Here is a 16,457-nt window from a genome sequence, read left to right as displayed (position 1 = left end):
CTCGTAAAAAGTGGTTGGTTTGAATATCCTATCGAAATATTGATTATGGATAAGGAATGGGAGTGGAATTTTATAAAATTTTAAGTTTCTTTTCTTACAATAAACCAATCTTTAACTGCTAGAAGGAGGAGATATGAAAATTTTACAAAGCATTCACCCAACTAAGCCCCTGCGCTACTTGAGATGGTTTGACATTCTGATTATTACAGTTTTGATGTTTGGCCAGTTTATCATTCGGTCAACGGAGCTCTTTTTAGCAAGTATGTTTCCGACAGGTCTGTCAACTACAATGGATACGGTAAGTAATACTGTCGGCGAGGGAGTAGGCTATTTGAGCAACTTCACCCTGCAAGTGATACTTCTTACCTTAGCCTTGCTTTACCTTTTGATTCGGAATTATGATTTCAAACAACTTCCCATTCGTTGGACCTGGTCCCTTCTCTTTTGGGTTCCTTCTATATTTGCCATTGTGGGTTTGTTTGGAGACTTGGTGACGACACTAACTGGTGAATACAATTACTTAAATCCAGCTCTTTTTGCCCACATAGATCCCATGGAAGTTATACGGAAATTCCTAGCGCTTAGTCCCATGGCAATTGCCTATGCCTTGTTAAATGGCTTCTATGAAGAGTTTTTCTTTCTAGGGTTGTTGACCTCAGTGAAAGAAAAGCAAAAGTGGCGGGTTTTGCTTTATTCTACCCTCATTCGGATTTCTTTTCACACTTATCAAGGATTGGTGTGGGCACTGGTTATTGGTGTAGTTTATGGTTTATTCTATTATTTTCTATACAAGTATAAGGTTAAAAATCTTTTGCCATTTTTCCTTATGCATGCTCTGACAGATATGTTTGGTTCTAGCCTCCTGTATCTCTTGATTGCGTGGGGAAGGTAAGAATCAGAAAAATCCACTCAACTGAGTGGATTTTGTCTATATAGATGACTAGTCTTTGTTTTCGTATGGTAAGATCAAGTTTAAGATGATACCTGTCATAGCTGATAGGGCAGTACCTGAAAGGGTAACTGGTCCTACTTTGAGGATGGCTCCACCAAGCCCAAGAACCAACATAGCACTAGCAATGATGAGGTTACGCATTTGACTGAAATCAACGCGCTCCTTGATCAAGACTTTCAAACCGTTGCTGGCGATAACTCCGTAGAGAAGGATAGACATCCCACCAAGTACAGCACTAGGGATTGTTGAGATCAAGGCAGTGAATTTACCAAGGAAACTAAGAGCGATGGCAATAAAGGCAGCGTTACGGATAACGGAGACAGAAGCGATACGAGTCATACCGATAACTCCTGTATTTTCGCCGTAAGTCGTATTGGCTGGTCCACCGAGGAAAGCAGATACAGATGTTGCAATACCGTCACCAAGAAGAGTACGGTGAAGTCCTGGTTCTTTCAGGAACTGACGTCCACAGATTTGGCTTAGGACGGTATGGTCACCGATGTGTTCTGAAATGGTTACGATAGCGATTGGCAAGATGGCGATTGTTTCAGGACCGAAGTAGAGGTTATACTCTTTGAAGGCTCCGCCTGTACTAAATGGTAAGTAGAAACCAGGGATTTCAAACCAGTTAGCTTCTAGGACTGGTGTAAAGTCAACCAAGCCAAGTGTTACTGCGAAGATGTAACCACCGATGATGGCAAAGAGGAAAGGAATGATACGAAGGAAACCTTTTCCTTTTGTATTGATAAAGGCAGCAATCAAGAAAGTTACGACAGCTACAAGTGCATTTTTCCAATTTCCATCTGCTACAAGTCCAGCGTTCGTAACAGCTGAATTTGCCAGTCCAAGACCAATAACAATAATCATGGGTCCGATAATGATTGGTGGTAAGAGTTTATCGATCCATTTTGTACCTGCAAAACGAACACTTGCAGCCACAAGGACATAAACCAAACCAGTCAGGATAACCCCTGTTTGAGCGGCCGATACATCGCCACCCATCTCTTTCATAGCTAGAGACATGGCCGTGATAAAGGCGAAGGATGATCCGAGATAGACTGGAACTTTAAAACCAGTCGAAATCATGTAGATGAGTGTCCCAACGCCTGATGCAAAAAGGGCAACAGATACAGGCATTCCCAAAATTAAGGGAACGAGAATGGTTGCACCAAACATGGCAAAAACGTGCTGGAAGCTGAGGAGAATGCCTTTACCAGCTGAAGGACGTTGGTCAACGTCTAGTAACAAATCAATAGTTGATTCTTGTTTCATATAAACCTCACTTTTGGGCATCAAAAAAGAGCCCATTATTTTACAGCAATAGGCCCTCAGAGTAAGACTTTTTAAAAAATAGCTATCTTTTAAAAATTTATATAAATCTACGCCTTCGTCACCTCACAGGATGACATTAAAAACCTTTGCTTAGGATAGTATAGCAGAAAAAATTCGTTTTGTAAACGAATTTTTCCCGAGTCTAGAAATAAAAGAGCGAGGCAGATTTTGTAAATCATTTTTTCCCGAGCCTAGAAATGTAAGAGCGAGGTTGATTTTGTAAATCATTTTTTCCCGAGCCTAGAAATGAGGGGAGGTATGATTTTGTAAATCATTTTTACTCAACTTTAAACAAGGGCGCGCTATTGATAGGATTAAAGTGGGCGTTTGTTGGGCATACCAGCCTTTCTTGGGTACTTGTTAGGCGTCTCCTTTTTCTTTTCTACCACAGTGATATAGCGTGGATCTCCATTTGGTAGGGCATAGCTGAGGTTGTCCTCTACCTTACTAAAGAGGAGGTTGAGGGCATTCTTGGCTTCTAGCAATTCCTCGGGCGCATTGCTGGCCTTGAGAGCCAGTAGTTTTCCACCGACTTTAAGATAGGGAATGGTCAATTCAGACAAGACCTGCATGCGGGCCACCGCGCGAGCCGTCACCAGATCAAACTGGGCACGGAAATTCTTGTCTTGGGCAAAATCTTCTGCACGCCCATGGTAGAAGTGAACACCATCCAAATCCAACTCCTGAGCCAATAGTTGGAGGAAGTTGATGCGCTTATTGAGCGAATCAATGATGGTCACATCTAACTGAGGATAGAGGATTTTCATGGGGAGACTAGGAAATCCTGCCCCAGCCCCGATATCAAGAAGTTTGATAGTTTCATTTGAAATCAAACCTTGCAGGATGGGTGCAATCGAATCATAAAAATGTTTGAGATAAACTTCTTCTTTATCTGTAATAGCGGTCAGGTTAATCTTTTCATTCCATTCTACCAAGAGTTCAAAATAGCGTTCAAATTGGTTCTTTTGCTGGTCAGAAAGTGGAAGATTTTGCTCAGCTAGTAGGCTGTAAAATGTTTCTGGTTTCATAGTAGTTTCCTTCTCTTATCATCTTATTTTACCATATTCATTAAAATTTTGATATACTGGTATTAATCTAAAAGCAGAAAGGAATAAGATTATGATTTGGATTATTCTTGGAGTTTTGGCTCTTATTGTTATTTTTGTGATTGTTAGCTATAACGGTTTGGTTAAAAATCGTATGCAAACCAAGGAGGCTTGGAGCCAGATCGATGTTCAGTTGAAGCGTCGTAATGATCTCCTCCCAAACTTGATTGAAACAGTCAAAGGCTATGCGAAATATGAAGGTTCTACCTTGGAAAAAGTGACAGAACTTCGTAGACAGGTAGCCGCAGCAACCTCGCCAGCTGAAGCTATGAAGGCCAGCGATGCCCTTACTCGCCAAATTTCTGGTATCTTTGCAGTAGCAGAGAATTACCCAGACTTGAAAGCTAGTGCTAACTTTATCAAATTGCAAGAAGAGTTGACCAATACAGAAAATAAAATTTCTTACTCCCGCCAACTCTACAACAGTGTTGTCAGCAACTACAATGTAAAACTAGAAAGCTTCCCAAGTAACATCATCGCGGGACTATTTGGCTTTAAAGCTGCAGCCTTCCTTCAAACACCTGAAGAGGAAAAGGTAGTTCCTAAAGTTGACTTTAGCGGTTTAGGTGACTAAGATGTTGTTTGATCAAATTGCAAGCAATAAGCGAAGAACATGGATTTTATTACTGGTTTTCTTCCTACTCTTGGCCTTGGTTGGCTATGCGGTTGGCTATCTCTTTATGCGTTCAGGTCTTGGTGGCATGATTATTGCCTTGATCATCGGCCTTATCTACGCTTTAACCATGATCTTTCAATCGACAGAGATTGTCATGTCTATGAATGGGGCGCGTGAGGTTGATGAGCAAACGGCACCAGACCTCTACCATGTAGTGGAAGATATGGCCATGGTCGCTCAGATTCCTATGCCGCGTGTTTTCATCATTGAAGATTCTTCTTTAAATGCTTTTGCAACAGGTTCCAACCCTCAGAATGCGGCAGTTGCGGCCACTTCGGGTCTCCTAGCAATTATGAATCGTGAGGAGCTAGAAGCTGTTATGGGTCATGAAGTCAGTCATATCCGAAACTATGATATCCGCATTTCGACTATTGCTGTAGCGCTCGCTAGTGCCATTACCCTTCTGTCTAGTATGGCAGGTCGTATGATGTGGTGGGGAGGCGCTGGTCAAAGACGAAGTGACGACGATCGCGATGGAAATGGTTTGGAGATTATCATGCTTGTCATCTCTCTCCTAGCCATTGTTCTGGCGCCTCTCGCTGCAACCTTGGTGCAATTAGCCATTTCCCGTCAGAGGGAATTTTTGGCGGATGCATCCAGCGTGGAGCTGACTCGCAATCCTCAAGGGATGATCAATGCACTGCGCAAGTTAGACAATAGCGAGCCCATGCATCACCACGTCGATGATGCCAGCAGCGCTCTTTACATCAATGATCCCAAGAAAGGTGGCGGACTACAAAAACTCTTTTATACCCACCCACCTATCTCAGAACGAATCGAACGCTTGAAACACATGTAAAAAAATCCAGAGGTCGGCTCTGGATTTTTGCTATGTTCAACATTTATAAATCTTGTAAATCAACTGCTTCTAATCCTTTTTCTGTCAAACGATAGATACTCGTACAGACCTCTTTTAAGAAACGTCGGTCATGCGAAACAGTGACCAGACCGCCGGGATAAGAGGCAAAGAGTTTTCTGATTTCGGGTTGAGAAGTTGGAGAAAAGTTTCGTGTGGGTTCATCGAGAAGGAGAAAGTTTGGTCTTCGTAGAACTAAATCCAAAAGAAGCAGTTTACCCTGTTGCCCGCCAGATAAGGAGCGGATTTGGTGGTGCATCTCTGGATAACTGAAATTGAGACTGGCTAAGTGGGATTGGATTTTCTGTAGTTCCTCTTTTTGTCCAGAGTGGCTGAGGTAGGCTACAGGAGATAGATCCAATTCCAGTTTTTTGTGGTAATCTTGTGGCATAAAACCAAGCGAAATTTCTCTTTTGTCGCTTAGCAGTTGTTGCAACTTGGCTAACAAAGTCGATTTTCCAACACCATTGGGCCCGATAATACCGATTTTATCTTGACCACGGATAGTTAGTTGTAGTTTTTTAGCCAAAACTCGGTCGCCAATGGACAAATTTTCCTTTTCCAGTCGGATTAAGACTTTAGAAGCTGGTAATGGTTGTATATCTGAGAAGAAAAGTTGGATTTGTTCTTCTTCAAGCGGCTTTTGGGTCATGGACTGAGCTGCCTTTTCGTAGCGCTTTTCTTGAGAGAGAACATTTTTCATCTTCTTAGCCAGTAGGCGCCCAGCAACATCATTTTTAGTGTTACGTAAGGCAGTTTCTACATTTTGCTTGACTCGGCGATGTTTTTCCATGGTTTTGTCATAGGCTCTCTGGTCGTTAGCAGCTTGCTGGCTTTGCCTTGCAAAATTAGCCTTTCTCTGCTCACTATAGCGATCATAGTCTAAACGCTCGACTAGCGTTTCGGCTTCTTTCCGGTGCTTGACCAGTCGCAAGTGGACAATAGTATCTGCCGTATGAGAAAGAAAGTCTTCATCATGGGAAATGAAAATAACAGTTTGCCTAATTTTTTGAATCTGCCTTTTTAGCCAATCAACCGTTTCAAGGTCTAGGTCATTTGAAGGTTCATCTAAAAATAGAATCTCAAAGGGTTTTGCTAACTCGTGGATGAGCTGAATTTTCAAAGCTTCGCCCCCTGATAGACTGCCAATCTCTTGGTCGCTAGCAAAACGGTCGCTATCAAAGTGCAACTCCTCCGCCAAACGATAAAGAATACTGTAGTCTAAATCAGCAGAATCTAAAAAGAAGTAGTCATGTAGAGTCCTATTTTTCAGGATTTCAGGGATTTTTTGAGGAATGTATGCCAGTGATTGAAGGTCAGACTGGATGTCGCCCTTGATAGTAAAATCAGGTAATGCTTCCCCCATTAAAGCTCGTAGTAAAGTCGATTTACCATTTCCTTCTTCTCCGATAATAGCAACCTTTTCCCCGTCTTGGATGGTCATGGTTAGGTCAGATACAAGGTCTCGTAAATCTTTGTTTTGCGTGATAGTTAGATGATTAATTTTTATCATATTGTTGCCCTTTCTAGAATGTCCATAGTGCATAACAAAAAGCTCTACTTTACCTAGTAGAGCCCAAAGTCACTGTCAAAACTCTATTATCCTCGTTGAAAAGTTCGTCAAACTAGCTTGGAGCTGCCTAACCCAACCCAAGAGGAGCATAGCTTTCTAGTTTTTTGATTTTTAATGAGGATAAAGTACCAGAAAATCCAGTACAAAAAGAGCACACAAAAAGAGACAAAAACAAGATCTACTAAATAAAGATTCTTTATTTGATAGACTTAGTTGTTCATGTCTCCCTTACCTCCGAGTATTAGTACCTCTATCCTATACCTTTTAGGAAATTTTGTCAATAGTAAATCCAAAATTATAAACTCTAAAATCCGAAAACAGGTCCATAAAGAGTCAGTACGTGTTTGACATGCTGGTAATGGAACTTGTCATAGTTGCGCCAAGCAGTGCGTGTTTGCTCATTCAGTTTTAGACTACCCAGTCCAATCAGAAGACTGGTACGTTGGTAAAATTTTTCAAGGTCAATTAAGATACTGTTGTCCAGCTTTTCTGCTTTTTTAAGCTCTTGCAGAGTAGTATTTAGCAGTTCTTGTAGACGGAAATCATCAGCTGTACCTTGTTTGCAACTTTGGTAGCTTTTATTTAACTCGGAAAGGAGTTGGTGAGCTTGGTTGATTAGTGCTTTGTCTTCCATATGAGTATCCTCCTTGCTTGCCTATAGTATAGCACTAATCAGAAAATATGTCATAGTAAATATGTTAAAAAATTCGAATTTTAATTACAAAGTTTGGAGTGCTGACTTGTAGCCTTTTCATGGTATAATCAAGTGAGTAAATCTTTATGGAGGAAGTATGAAGTTAAACATTCAAGAAATTCGTAAGCAGCCTGAAGGCCTACACTTTGAACAAACTTTGGACCTTGTCGCAGACTTGCGTAAACGTAATCAAGAAATTTTAGATGTTAAAGATATCCTAGCAGTGGGAAAGATCCAGTACGAAGACCGTATGTATTTCTTAGACTATCAGCTATCTTATACCATTGTCCTTGCTTCCAGCCGCAGTATGGAGCCAGTTGAGTTGGAGGAGTCTTATCCAGTGACAGAGGTCTTCATGGAAGGAGCGACCAACCAACTGGATCAAGAAGTTTTAGACGATGACTTGGTCTTGCCTATCGAAAATGGGGAAATCGACCTTGCTGAGAGCGTTTCCGATAATATCTTGCTAAACATTCCAATCAAGGTCTTAACAGCAGAAGAAGAGGCGGGCCAAGGTTTTGTGTCAGGAAATGACTGGCAAATCATGACTGAGGAAGAATACCAAGCCCAACAAGCAGTCAAGAAAGAAGAAAACAGTCCATTTGCTGGCTTGCAAGGACTGTTTGATGGAGACGAGTAGATGGTTTTATCCAAGAAACGTGCCCGTCATGTCATTGAGGAAATCATTGCCCTCTTCCCAGACGCCAAACCCAGCCTTGATTTTACCAATCACTTTGAACTACTGGTTGCGGTGATGTTGTCAGCTCAGACAACAGATGCTGCAGTCAACAAGGCTACGCCAGCTCTTTTTGCGGCTTTTCCAACGCCTCAAGCCATGTCTGTCGCGACTGAAAGTGAAATTGCTTCATACATTTCTCGCCTAGGACTTTATCGCAATAAGGCCAAGTTTCTAAAAAAATGTGCCCAACAGCTACTAGATGATTTTGATGGTAAAGTCCCTCAGACTCGCGAGGAATTAGAAAGTCTAGCAGGTGTTGGTCGTAAAACAGCCAACGTAGTCATGAGTGTGGGCTTTGGGATTCCAGCCTTTGCAGTGGACACTCATGTCGAGCGTATCTGTAAGCACCACGATATTGTTAAAAAATCGGCCACACCCCTTGAAGTAGAAAAACGTGTCATGGACATTCTACCTCCAGAGAAATGGTTGGCAGCCCATCAAGCCATGATTTACTTTGGACGGGCTATCTGTCATCCAAAGAACCCAGAATGCGATCACTATCCCCAATTATATGATTTTAGTTCGTTATAAGATAAAAATTTTATGTTTTTTTCTTGCATTGATCCATTCTTTGTGATATAGTAATAACAATAAAATATTCCTTTAAACCTGTCCCGTGAGGCAGGCAAGGAGTCGGATCAATAGATAGCAGAAGTCTATACTCTTTACAGTAGGGCTGGCTTGGCTATACATTCTGAAGTCTCCTTGTTTAAGGAGACTTTTCTTTTTGGAGGTTTGTCATGAGGACAAAAGAAGTTGTAGACGAATTGACCGTCAAACGAGCGATTACTCGGATTACCTACGAGATTATTGAGCGAAACAAAGATTTGAATAAAATCGTTTTGGCTGGTATTAAAACGCGAGGTGTCTTTATCGCTCGCCGTATCCAAGAACGCTTGGAACAGTTAGAAAATATCGCTGTTCCAGTGGTAGAACTAGATACTAAACCTTTCCGTGACGATGTCAAAAGTGGAGAAGATACCTCTGTAATCTCTGTTGATGTGACAGATCGGGAAGTCATCCTGGTGGACGATGTGCTCTATACAGGTCGTACCATTCGTGCAGCTATTGATAATATCGTCAGCCATGGTCGCCCTGCTCGTGTGAGTTTGGCAGTCTTGGTTGATCGTGGTCATAGAGAACTTCCAATCCGTCCGGACTATGTTGGAAAAAACATCCCAACCAGTCGTTCTGAAGAAATTATCGTAGAGATGACAGAACTAGATGGACAAGACAGAGTACTAATCACAGAACAAGCCTAAAACACTAAAAGGAGTAAAAAAATGTCAGAAAATCAACAAGCTTTGCAACATGTCGTTTCAATGGAAGACCTTACTGTAGAACAAGTAATGAAATTGATCAAACGAGGAATCGAATTTAAAAACGGAGCGAGTGCTTCTTATGAGGAACAGCATATCGTTTCCAACCTTTTCTTTGAAAGTTCAACTCGTACCCACAAATCCTTTGAGGTAGCAGAACTGAAACTTGGGCTTGATCTTTTGGATTTCGATGTGAAGACCAGTTCAGTGAATAAGGGTGAAACACTCTATGACACGATCTTGACGCTTTCTGCACTAGGAGTGGATGCCTGTGTCATTCGTCACCCAGAGGTGGACTACTACAGAGAATTGATTGCTAGCCCGACCATCACAACTTCGATTATCAATGGTGGGGACGGTTCAGGGCAACACCCTAGCCAAAGTTTGCTTGATTTGATGACAATTTATGAAGAATTTGGACATTTTGAAGGTCTCAAGGTGGCTATCGCTGGCGACTTAAACCACTCACGGGTAGCTAAGTCTAATATGCAAATCCTTAAACGCTTGGGAGCGGAGCTTTACTTTGCAGGTCCTGAGGAATGGAGAAGTGAGGAGTTTGAACATTACGGTCGCTTTGTATCAATTGATGAGGTGATTGATCAAGTAGATGTTATGATGTTTCTTCGTGTGCAACATGAACGTCATGAAATTGTGACAGGATTTTCAAAAGAAAACTACCATATCCAGCATGGTTTGACACAAGAACGCTATGACCGCTTGAAAGAAAAAGCAATCCTTATGCATCCAGCTCCAGTCAATCGTGATGTGGAAATCGCTGATCACTTGGTAGAAGCACCGAAATCACGTATTGTTCAGCAAATGACCAACGGTGTCTTTGTCAGAATGGCAATTTTAGAATCCGTGCTGGCCTACAGAAAAGCAAAATAAGGCACAAAGCGTTAAAAGATGTCTGAGAGCATCAACGAGAGGTGAGTAGATGAAAAAACGACTTCTAGTATTAGAAGATGGTACAGTATTTGAAGGCAAGGCCTTCGGAGCAGATATTGATGTAACAGGAGAAATCGTCTTTAACACAGGGATGACTGGTTACCAAGAATCTATTACTGACCAGTCTTACAATGGACAAATCTTAACCTTTACCTATCCTTTGGTGGGAAATTATGGAATTAACCGTGACGACTACGAGTCCATCAGTCCTACCTGTAAGGGGGTAGTAGTTTTTGAAGAAGCGCGTAGAGCTAGCAACTGGCGCAATCAAATGACCTTGGATGAATTTTTGAAAGCCAAGAAAATTCCAGGTATCTCAGGAATTGACACACGTGCTCTGACAAAAATTATCCGTAAGCATGGTACCATGCGTGCAACCCTTACGCATGTTGGTGATACTATGGATCATATTGCAGACCAGCTCCAAGCGACAGTTCTACCGACAGATAATATCAAGCAAGTATCTACAAAGACAGCTTATCCTGCTCCTGGAGTTGGATTGAGTGTTGTTCTGGTAGACTTTGGTCTTAAACATTCTATCTTACGCGAACTATCTAAGCGTAACTGTAACGTGACCGTTGTTCCATACACAACAACAGCAGAAGAGATTCTCCATCTCCATCCTGACGGGGTCATGTTATCAAACGGTCCAGGAAATCCAGAAGATGTTCCCCAGGCCCTCGACATGATTCGTGGTGTGCAAGGGGAAATTCCTATCTTTGGTATCTGTATGGGGCACCAACTTTTTGCTATGGCAAATGGAGCCAAGACCTACAAGATGAAGTTTGGTCACCGTGGATTTAACCACGCGGTGCGTGAAATTGCAACAGGCCGAGTAGACTTTACTAGCCAGAACCATGGTTATGCGGTTAGCCGTGAGGATTTGCCAGAGCATTTGATTATTACCCACGAAGAAATAAATGACAAGTCAGTTGAGGGTGTGCGTCACAGATACCAACCAGGTTTCTCTGTGCAATTCCACCCAGATGCAGCTCCAGGACCGCACGATGCAAGCTATCTCTTTGATGAATTTATCGAAATGATGGAGTCGTTTAAATCTGCTAATCGCTGATATAGGAAACTCTGTCAGAGGCTTGTCGAATAAAAAGGCAAGTCCTTTCTTTTAGTTGAGCAATGAGATGCTGAAAATTTTTACACTCGATTTATTATTGAAAAATCGTCGGAGAATTTATTTAATGTCGCTCTGTGAGGCGACGAATAGAAAGGAGAAGGGTGGTCCGTATTTGCTGAACTGAATACGGGCTACGGACGGCGCTAAAAAGATAGTTATTCCTAGAACTGATAGTTCTTCGTCATAACTCCTATTTTAGCTTTGTCCGCTTGACGCCCTTAATATCTTATAAATGCCTAAACGTACTGATATTCAAAAAATTATGGTGATTGGTTCTGGTCCGATTATTATTGGTCAGGCTGCTGAGTTTGACTATGCTGGGACCCAGGCCTGCTTGTCTTTGAAAGAGGAAGGTTATGAGGTTGTTTTGGTTAACTCAAACCCTGCAACCATCATGACGGACAAGGAGATTGCTGATAAGGTCTACATCGAACCGATTACACTTGAGTTTGTGACACGTATTCTCCGTAAGGAACGTCCAGATGCCTTGCTACCAACACTCGGTGGTCAGACAGGACTCAACATGGCCATGGAATTATCTAAAAATGGTATTCTCGATGAGCTTGGTGTCGAACTTCTAGGTACTAAATTATCGGCCATCGACCAAGCTGAGGACCGTGACCTCTTTAAACAATTGATGGAAGAGCTTGAGCAACCAATCCCTGAATCTGAAATTGTCAACACAGTAGAAGAAGCAGTTGCCTTTGCAGCGACAATTGGATACCCAGTCATTGTCCGTCCAGCCTTTACACTTGGTGGTACTGGTGGTGGTATGTGTGCCAACGAAGAAGAATTGCGTGAAATCGCTGAAAATGGTTTGAAGTTATCACCTGTTACCCAGTGTTTGATTGAGCGTTCCATTGCAGGTTTCAAGGAAATCGAGTACGAAGTTATGCGTGACTCAGCTGACAATGCCCTCGTTGTTTGTAACATGGAAAACTTTGACCCAGTGGGGATTCACACAGGGGATTCCATCGTATTCGCCCCTGCGCAAACCATGTCAGACTATGAAAACCAAATGTTACGTGACGCGAGCTTGAGCATTATCCGCGCTCTCAGGATTGAAGGTGGGTGTAACGTTCAGCTGGCCCTTGATCCGCATAGCTTCAAGTACTATGTTATCGAAGTAAACCCTCGTGTATCGCGTTCGTCAGCCCTTGCTTCTAAGGCGACAGGTTACCCAATTGCCAAATTGGCGGCTAAGATTGCCGTCGGTTTGACCTTGGATGAGGTCATCAACCCAGTTACAGGTTCAACCTATGCCATGTTTGAGCCAGCCCTTGACTACGTCGTTGCTAAGATTCCACGTTTCCCATTTGACAAGTTTGAAAAAGGTGAGCGTCGTCTTGGAACTCAGATGAAAGCAACTGGGGAAGTCATGGCTATCGGTCGAAACATCGAAGAGTCACTTCTCAAGGCATGTCGCTCTCTTGAAATTGGGGTTCACCACAATGAAATGCCTGAACTTGCAGCAGTTTCTGATGATGCCTTGATTGAAAAGGTTGTCAAGGCCCAAGATGACCGTCTCTTCTACGTATCAGAGGCCATTCGCCGTGGCTACACACCAGAAGAAATTGCTGAATTGACTAAGATTGATATCTTTTATCTAGATAAACTCTTGCACATCTTTGAAATTGAGCAAGAATTGGGTGCCCATCCACAAGATCTAGAAGTCTTGAAAACTGCTAAACTTAATGGTTTCTCAGACCGTAAGATTGCTGAACTCTGGGAAACGACAGCTGAGCAAGTTCGCCAACTACGTTTGGAAAACAAAATTATCCCAGTCTATAAGATGGTCGATACCTGTGCGGCAGAGTTCGACTCTGAAACCCCATATTTCTATTCAACCTATGGATGGGAAAATGAGTCTATCAAGTCTGATAAGGAATCCGTTCTAGTCCTAGGTTCAGGTCCAATCCGTATCGGACAAGGAGTTGAGTTTGACTATGCAACTGTTCACTCAGTCAAGGCTATTCAGGCTGCTGGCTATGAAGCTATTATTATGAACTCAAACCCAGAGACCGTTTCTACAGACTTCTCGGTATCTGACAAGCTATACTTTGAACCATTGACTTTTGAAGATGTTATGAATGTCATTGACTTGGAGCAACCAAAAGGCGTTATCGTTCAGTTTGGTGGTCAAACAGCCATCAACCTTGCGGAGCCTTTGGCAAAAGCAGGTGTGACTATCCTTGGTACGCAAGTCGCTGACCTAGACCGTGCCGAAGACCGCGACCTCTTCGAGCAAGCCCTCAAAGACTTGGATATTCCACAGCCACCAGGACAAACGGCTACAAATGAAGAAGAAGCCGTGCTTGCAGCTCGCAAGATTGGCTTCCCAGTCCTCGTTCGCCCATCTTATGTCTTGGGTGGACGTGCTATGGAAATCGTGGAAAACGAAGAAGACCTCCGTTCTTACATGCGTACCGCTGTTAAGGCTAGTCCAGACCATCCAGTTCTTGTTGATTCATACATCGTTGGGCAAGAATGTGAAGTTGATGCCATTTCAGATGGAGAAAATGTCCTCATCCCTGGTATCATGGAACATATCGAACGTGCTGGGGTCCACTCAGGTGACTCAATGGCCGTTTACCCACCACAAACCTTGTCGCAAAAAGTTCAGGAAACCATCGCAGATTACACCAAACGTCTTGCAATTGGTCTTAACTGTCTTGGTATGATGAACATCCAGTTTGTCATCAAGGATGAAAAAGTCTACGTTATTGAGGTCAATCCACGTGCTAGTCGTACGGTGCCATTCCTTTCAAAAGTAACCAATATCCCTATGGCTCAAGTAGCGACTAAGTTGATTCTTGGTCAAAACCTTGGAGAACTTGGCTACCAAGATGGCCTTTATCCAGAAAGCACTCGCGTTCATATCAAGGCGCCTGTCTTCTCCTTTACGAAACTAGCTAAGGTAGACAGCTTACTAGGTCCTGAAATGAAGTCAACAGGTGAAGTTATGGGTTCTGATACTACTTTGGAAAAAGCTCTTTATAAAGCCTTTGAAGCTTCTTACCTACACTTGCCAACCTTTGGAAATGTAGTCTTTACCATCGCAGATGATGCTAAAGAAGAAGCCTTGGACTTGGCTCGCCGTTTCCAAAATATCGGTTATGGTATTCTCGCGACAGAAGGGACAGCATCTTTCTTTGCCAGTCATGGACTGCATGCTCAACCTGTTGGTAAGATTGGTGATGATGAGAAGGATATCCCAAGCTTTGTCCGCAAAGGGAAAATTCAAGCTATCATCAATACTGTCGGAACCAAACGAACTGCTGACGAAGATGGTGAGCAAATTCGCCGTTCAGCCATTGAACACGGTGTGCCACTCTTTACAGCCCTAGACACAGCAGATGCCATGCTCAAGGTACTAGAAAGTCGTAGTTTTGTCACCGAAGCCATTTAATCAAGAAAAAAGAATCTGAGAACTATTTTGTCTCAGGTTCTTTTATAATTATTTGATACTGTATTGTTAAACCAAGATGGTACCAAAAAGGTACCAAAAATTAAGGTTTCGGAGCTTATAAAATAATGAAAGTTGTCTCAATCAGTTGAGCTTTTTTTATTGCCTTTTTGTAGCAAAGTGACATAGTCACTTTTAGTGTGGAATAGGTGAGATAAAAAAACAGTGTTCCGTTTTTGGTCGATGAAGTAAAGTAAAACATATTGGTCAATAATTTTTCCTCGTGTGGGATACTTACTGTTAATCTTTACTCCGATTTTCTCATCAGCGTCAAAACCTGCTTCAGGAAAAATTTCTAAACTTTTTAAGCTGTCTAAAATTTTAGCCACAGTATTTTTAGCAGATTGAGGGGATAGAAGTACCGTAGCTATATAGTCGTGTATATTGTCGATAGCTTGCTCGACCTCTTTTGAAGCAATCACTTTATAAGCCATAGCGTACCCTCATATCGTCTAGGGAAGTTCCTTCGCCTGCCTCGTATTCTCTCAAGGCACGTTCAGATTGGGCTTGTAATTCTTCAATCAACTGTTCTCTGTGTAGATCTTCGGCCGTCTTAATAGGCAAATCTTGCTCCAGGACTATTTGCTCCACAAATAAAGAAATAGCATCTGTCATGGTCATTCCCTTTTCCTTGATAATAGCTCTAGCTTGCTCCATAGTGGCTTCATTCAGTTTAAAATTGTATTGTTTTGATAAAGTTATAGCCATGATATATCTCCAATCTATACGTTATAGATTGATTATATACTAGATATAGATTTTAATCAAGAAAAAATCTTAAAGAACTCAATCAGTCAGAGGCATTGTCTGACTACATTGATTTTCTAGCAAGTAAAAAAGGCTTCAACCCTGTATTGGTTAAAGCTGTTAAGGAATAATTTATAGCTAATGAAAAGCAAGGCCGTATTTCTTTCCCGATTAACAAATCAGGAGCAGAAGGCTCTCCTTATCATTATGTCTGGGAGGCATGGGTAGAAAGTCCTTTATACCAGAAACTATATCAATAGTGTACTGAAGCGCATTATCAGGAAACATGGCTTGAAGAAGATAACTCCTCATGGTTTCAGACATACTCATGCTACCTTGATGATTGAAACGGGTGTTGATCCTGTTAATGCAGCCAAACGGTTAGGACATGCAAGTAGTCAGATGACCCTGGATACTTATAGCCATTCTACAGTAGCAGGAGAGAAGAAAGCTATCACAAAATTTGTAGATTATCTGGATAGTGCAAAAGGTTAGTTTTCCAAGACGGTACCAAAAACGGTACTAAAAACAAAAAAAGCCAATTCCAATTTCTTGGAAAAGGCTTTGTATCAACGTTTTTAAGCAATAAATGCGGTTGATTATTTGAGACCGTATTTTTTGTTGAAACGATCCACACGTCCATCTGCTTGAGTGAACTTTTGACGTCCAGTGTAGAATGGGTGTGAGTCTGATGAAATTTCCACACGGATCAATGGGTAAGTTTCGCCTTCGAACTCAACAGTTTCGTTAGAGCGTTTAGTTGAACCGCTAAGGAATTTGTAACCAGTAGTTGTGTCCATGAAGACAACTGGGCGATATTCTGGATGGATATCTTTTTTCATTTTGCAATATTTCCTTTCTGCCATGGTCTCTTTGCGAGCCATAGATTGTTACCTTACTAGTCTATCAGATTCTGA

16 protein-coding genes and 2 pseudogenes are annotated in these 16,457 nt (G+C 42.1%); 11 read left to right on the top strand and 7 right to left on the bottom strand.

The window, feature by feature from the left end:
- The first annotated feature begins 133 nt into the window (after window positions 1–133).
- On the top strand, window positions 134–892 hold the full coding sequence (locus M1F97_RS07755; protein ID WP_093584777.1) for a CPBP family intramembrane glutamic endopeptidase: 759 nt from the start codon (window positions 134–136) through the stop codon (window positions 890–892).
- Window positions 893–940: 48 nt separating this feature from the next.
- On the opposite strand, the gene M1F97_RS07750 is transcribed toward M1F97_RS07755, so the two are convergent.
- Both M1F97_RS07750 and rsmG read right to left on the bottom strand, forming a co-directional pair.
- Window positions 941–2,224 carry a uracil-xanthine permease family protein gene (locus tag M1F97_RS07750; RefSeq protein WP_165941791.1) on the bottom strand — a complete coding sequence of 428 codons (1,284 nt, stop codon included), beginning with the start codon at window positions 2,222–2,224 and terminating at the stop codon, window positions 941–943.
- A gap of 374 nt (window positions 2,225–2,598) precedes the next feature.
- On the bottom strand, window positions 2,599–3,312 hold the full coding sequence (rsmG, locus tag M1F97_RS07745; RefSeq protein WP_247944729.1) for a 16S rRNA (guanine(527)-N(7))-methyltransferase RsmG: 714 nt from the start codon (window positions 3,310–3,312) through the stop codon (window positions 2,599–2,601).
- A gap of 91 nt (window positions 3,313–3,403) precedes the next feature.
- Here rsmG and M1F97_RS07740 point away from each other — a divergent pair, with 91 nt between their 5' ends.
- Window positions 3,404–3,964 carry a LemA family protein gene (locus M1F97_RS07740; protein WP_169446685.1) on the top strand — a complete coding sequence of 187 codons (561 nt, stop codon included), beginning with the start codon at window positions 3,404–3,406 and terminating at the stop codon, window positions 3,962–3,964.
- Window position 3,965: 1 nt separating this feature from the next.
- On the top strand, window positions 3,966–4,865 hold the full coding sequence (gene htpX, locus M1F97_RS07735; protein ID WP_247944728.1) for a zinc metalloprotease HtpX: 900 nt from the start codon (window positions 3,966–3,968) through the stop codon (window positions 4,863–4,865).
- A 43-nt stretch (window positions 4,866–4,908) separates the two neighbouring features.
- On the opposite strand, the gene M1F97_RS07730 is transcribed toward htpX, so the two are convergent.
- Window positions 4,909–6,468: an ATP-binding cassette domain-containing protein gene (locus tag M1F97_RS07730; protein WP_247944727.1), complete on the bottom strand. Its 1,560-nt coding sequence runs from the start codon at window positions 6,466–6,468 to the stop codon at window positions 4,909–4,911.
- 331 nt (window positions 6,469–6,799) lie between these two features.
- The gene (locus M1F97_RS07725; RefSeq protein ID WP_247944726.1) at window positions 6,800–7,129 is read right to left on the bottom strand and encodes a helicase BlpT; all 330 of its coding nucleotides are present in this window, start codon (window positions 7,127–7,129) and stop codon (window positions 6,800–6,802) included.
- 157 nt (window positions 7,130–7,286) lie between these two features.
- On the opposite strand from M1F97_RS07725, the gene M1F97_RS07720 reads away from it, so the two are divergent.
- The 6 genes from M1F97_RS07720 to carB all read left to right on the top strand — a co-directional run bounded on the left by M1F97_RS07720 (window position 7,287) and on the right by carB (window position 14,736).
- Window positions 7,287–7,829: a YceD family protein gene (locus tag M1F97_RS07720; RefSeq protein ID WP_125425245.1), complete on the top strand. Its 543-nt coding sequence runs from the start codon at window positions 7,287–7,289 to the stop codon at window positions 7,827–7,829.
- A complete protein-coding gene (nth, locus tag M1F97_RS07715; protein WP_247944725.1) occupies window positions 7,830–8,459 on the top strand; it encodes an endonuclease III in 630 nt (209 codons plus the stop codon).
- A gap of 209 nt (window positions 8,460–8,668) precedes the next feature.
- A complete protein-coding gene (gene pyrR / locus M1F97_RS07710) occupies window positions 8,669–9,190 on the top strand; it encodes a bifunctional pyr operon transcriptional regulator/uracil phosphoribosyltransferase PyrR (protein ID WP_061416553.1) in 522 nt (173 codons plus the stop codon).
- 21 nt (window positions 9,191–9,211) lie between these two features.
- Complete coding sequence (locus M1F97_RS07705) at window positions 9,212–10,135, top strand: aspartate carbamoyltransferase catalytic subunit (protein WP_169446689.1); 924 nt, start codon at window positions 9,212–9,214, stop codon at window positions 10,133–10,135.
- Between the two features lie 49 nt (window positions 10,136–10,184).
- The gene (locus M1F97_RS07700) at window positions 10,185–11,267 is read left to right on the top strand and encodes a carbamoyl phosphate synthase small subunit (protein ID WP_247944724.1); all 1,083 of its coding nucleotides are present in this window, start codon (window positions 10,185–10,187) and stop codon (window positions 11,265–11,267) included.
- Between the two features lie 292 nt (window positions 11,268–11,559).
- Entirely contained in the window at window positions 11,560–14,736 is a 3,177-nt protein-coding gene (carB, locus tag M1F97_RS07695) for a carbamoyl-phosphate synthase large subunit (protein ID WP_247944723.1), read from the top strand.
- Window positions 14,737–14,873: 137 nt separating this feature from the next.
- Here carB and M1F97_RS07690 read toward each other — a convergent pair whose 3' ends face one another.
- Window positions 14,874–15,227, bottom strand: a complete 354-nt coding sequence (locus M1F97_RS07690) for a type II toxin-antitoxin system RelE/ParE family toxin (protein ID WP_247944722.1) — start codon at window positions 15,225–15,227, stop codon at window positions 14,874–14,876.
- Window positions 15,217–15,501: a type II toxin-antitoxin system RelB/ParD family antitoxin gene (gene relB, locus M1F97_RS07685; RefSeq protein WP_169446692.1), complete on the bottom strand. Its 285-nt coding sequence runs from the start codon at window positions 15,499–15,501 to the stop codon at window positions 15,217–15,219. The genes M1F97_RS07690 and relB overlap by 11 nt, the downstream gene beginning before the upstream one ends.
- A gap of 68 nt (window positions 15,502–15,569) precedes the next feature.
- Here relB and M1F97_RS07680 point away from each other — a divergent pair.
- Window positions 15,570–15,800 (top strand): annotated as a pseudogene (locus tag M1F97_RS07680) (transcriptional regulator); the annotation flags it as partial.
- Window positions 15,787–16,035: pseudogene (locus tag M1F97_RS07675) on the top strand (tyrosine-type recombinase/integrase); the annotation flags it as partial. The pseudogenes M1F97_RS07680 and M1F97_RS07675, both read left to right, overlap by 14 nt.
- Before the next feature lie 104 nt (window positions 16,036–16,139).
- Here the strand turns inward: M1F97_RS07675 and M1F97_RS07670 are convergent.
- Window positions 16,140–16,382 (bottom strand): type B 50S ribosomal protein L31, encoded by a 243-nt coding sequence (locus M1F97_RS07670; protein ID WP_000710762.1) that lies wholly within the window; start codon window positions 16,380–16,382, stop codon window positions 16,140–16,142.
- Window positions 16,383–16,457: the final 75 nt, after the last annotated feature.

It is taken from the genome of Streptococcus oralis (assembly GCF_023110435.1).
In the GTDB taxonomy this organism is placed as follows: Bacteria; Bacillota; Bacilli; order Lactobacillales; family Streptococcaceae; genus Streptococcus; species Streptococcus oralis_CF.
Note: the sequence above shows the minus strand (reverse complement) of the source record. Positions and strands in the feature narration are given on the sequence as shown.

Coding starts and splice junctions, on each gene's coding strand:
- M1F97_RS07755 (WP_093584777.1), top strand. CDS start 134: ATGAAAATTTTACAAAGCATTCACCCAACTAAGCCCCTGCGCTACTTG.
- M1F97_RS07750 (WP_165941791.1), bottom strand. CDS start 2,224: ATGAAACAAGAATCAACTATTGATTTGTTACTAGACGTTGACCAACGT.
- rsmG (WP_247944729.1), bottom strand. CDS start 3,312: ATGAAACCAGAAACATTTTACAGCCTACTAGCTGAGCAAAATCTTCCA.
- M1F97_RS07740 (WP_169446685.1), top strand. CDS start 3,404: ATGATTTGGATTATTCTTGGAGTTTTGGCTCTTATTGTTATTTTTGTG.
- htpX (WP_247944728.1), top strand. CDS start 3,966: ATGTTGTTTGATCAAATTGCAAGCAATAAGCGAAGAACATGGATTTTA.
- M1F97_RS07730 (WP_247944727.1), bottom strand. CDS start 6,468: ATGCACTATGGACATTCTAGAAAGGGCAACAATATGATAAAAATTAAT.
- M1F97_RS07725 (WP_247944726.1), bottom strand. CDS start 7,129: ATGGAAGACAAAGCACTAATCAACCAAGCTCACCAACTCCTTTCCGAG.
- M1F97_RS07720 (WP_125425245.1), top strand. CDS start 7,287: ATGAAGTTAAACATTCAAGAAATTCGTAAGCAGCCTGAAGGCCTACAC.
- nth (WP_247944725.1), top strand. CDS start 7,830: ATGGTTTTATCCAAGAAACGTGCCCGTCATGTCATTGAGGAAATCATT.
- pyrR (WP_061416553.1), top strand. CDS start 8,669: ATGAGGACAAAAGAAGTTGTAGACGAATTGACCGTCAAACGAGCGATT.
- M1F97_RS07705 (WP_169446689.1), top strand. CDS start 9,212: ATGTCAGAAAATCAACAAGCTTTGCAACATGTCGTTTCAATGGAAGAC.
- M1F97_RS07700 (WP_247944724.1), top strand. CDS start 10,185: ATGAAAAAACGACTTCTAGTATTAGAAGATGGTACAGTATTTGAAGGC.
- carB (WP_247944723.1), top strand. CDS start 11,560: ATGCCTAAACGTACTGATATTCAAAAAATTATGGTGATTGGTTCTGGT.
- M1F97_RS07690 (WP_247944722.1), bottom strand. CDS start 15,227: ATGGCTTATAAAGTGATTGCTTCAAAAGAGGTCGAGCAAGCTATCGAC.
- relB (WP_169446692.1), bottom strand. CDS start 15,501: ATGGCTATAACTTTATCAAAACAATACAATTTTAAACTGAATGAAGCC.
- M1F97_RS07670 (WP_000710762.1), bottom strand. CDS start 16,382: ATGAAAAAAGATATCCATCCAGAATATCGCCCAGTTGTCTTCATGGAC.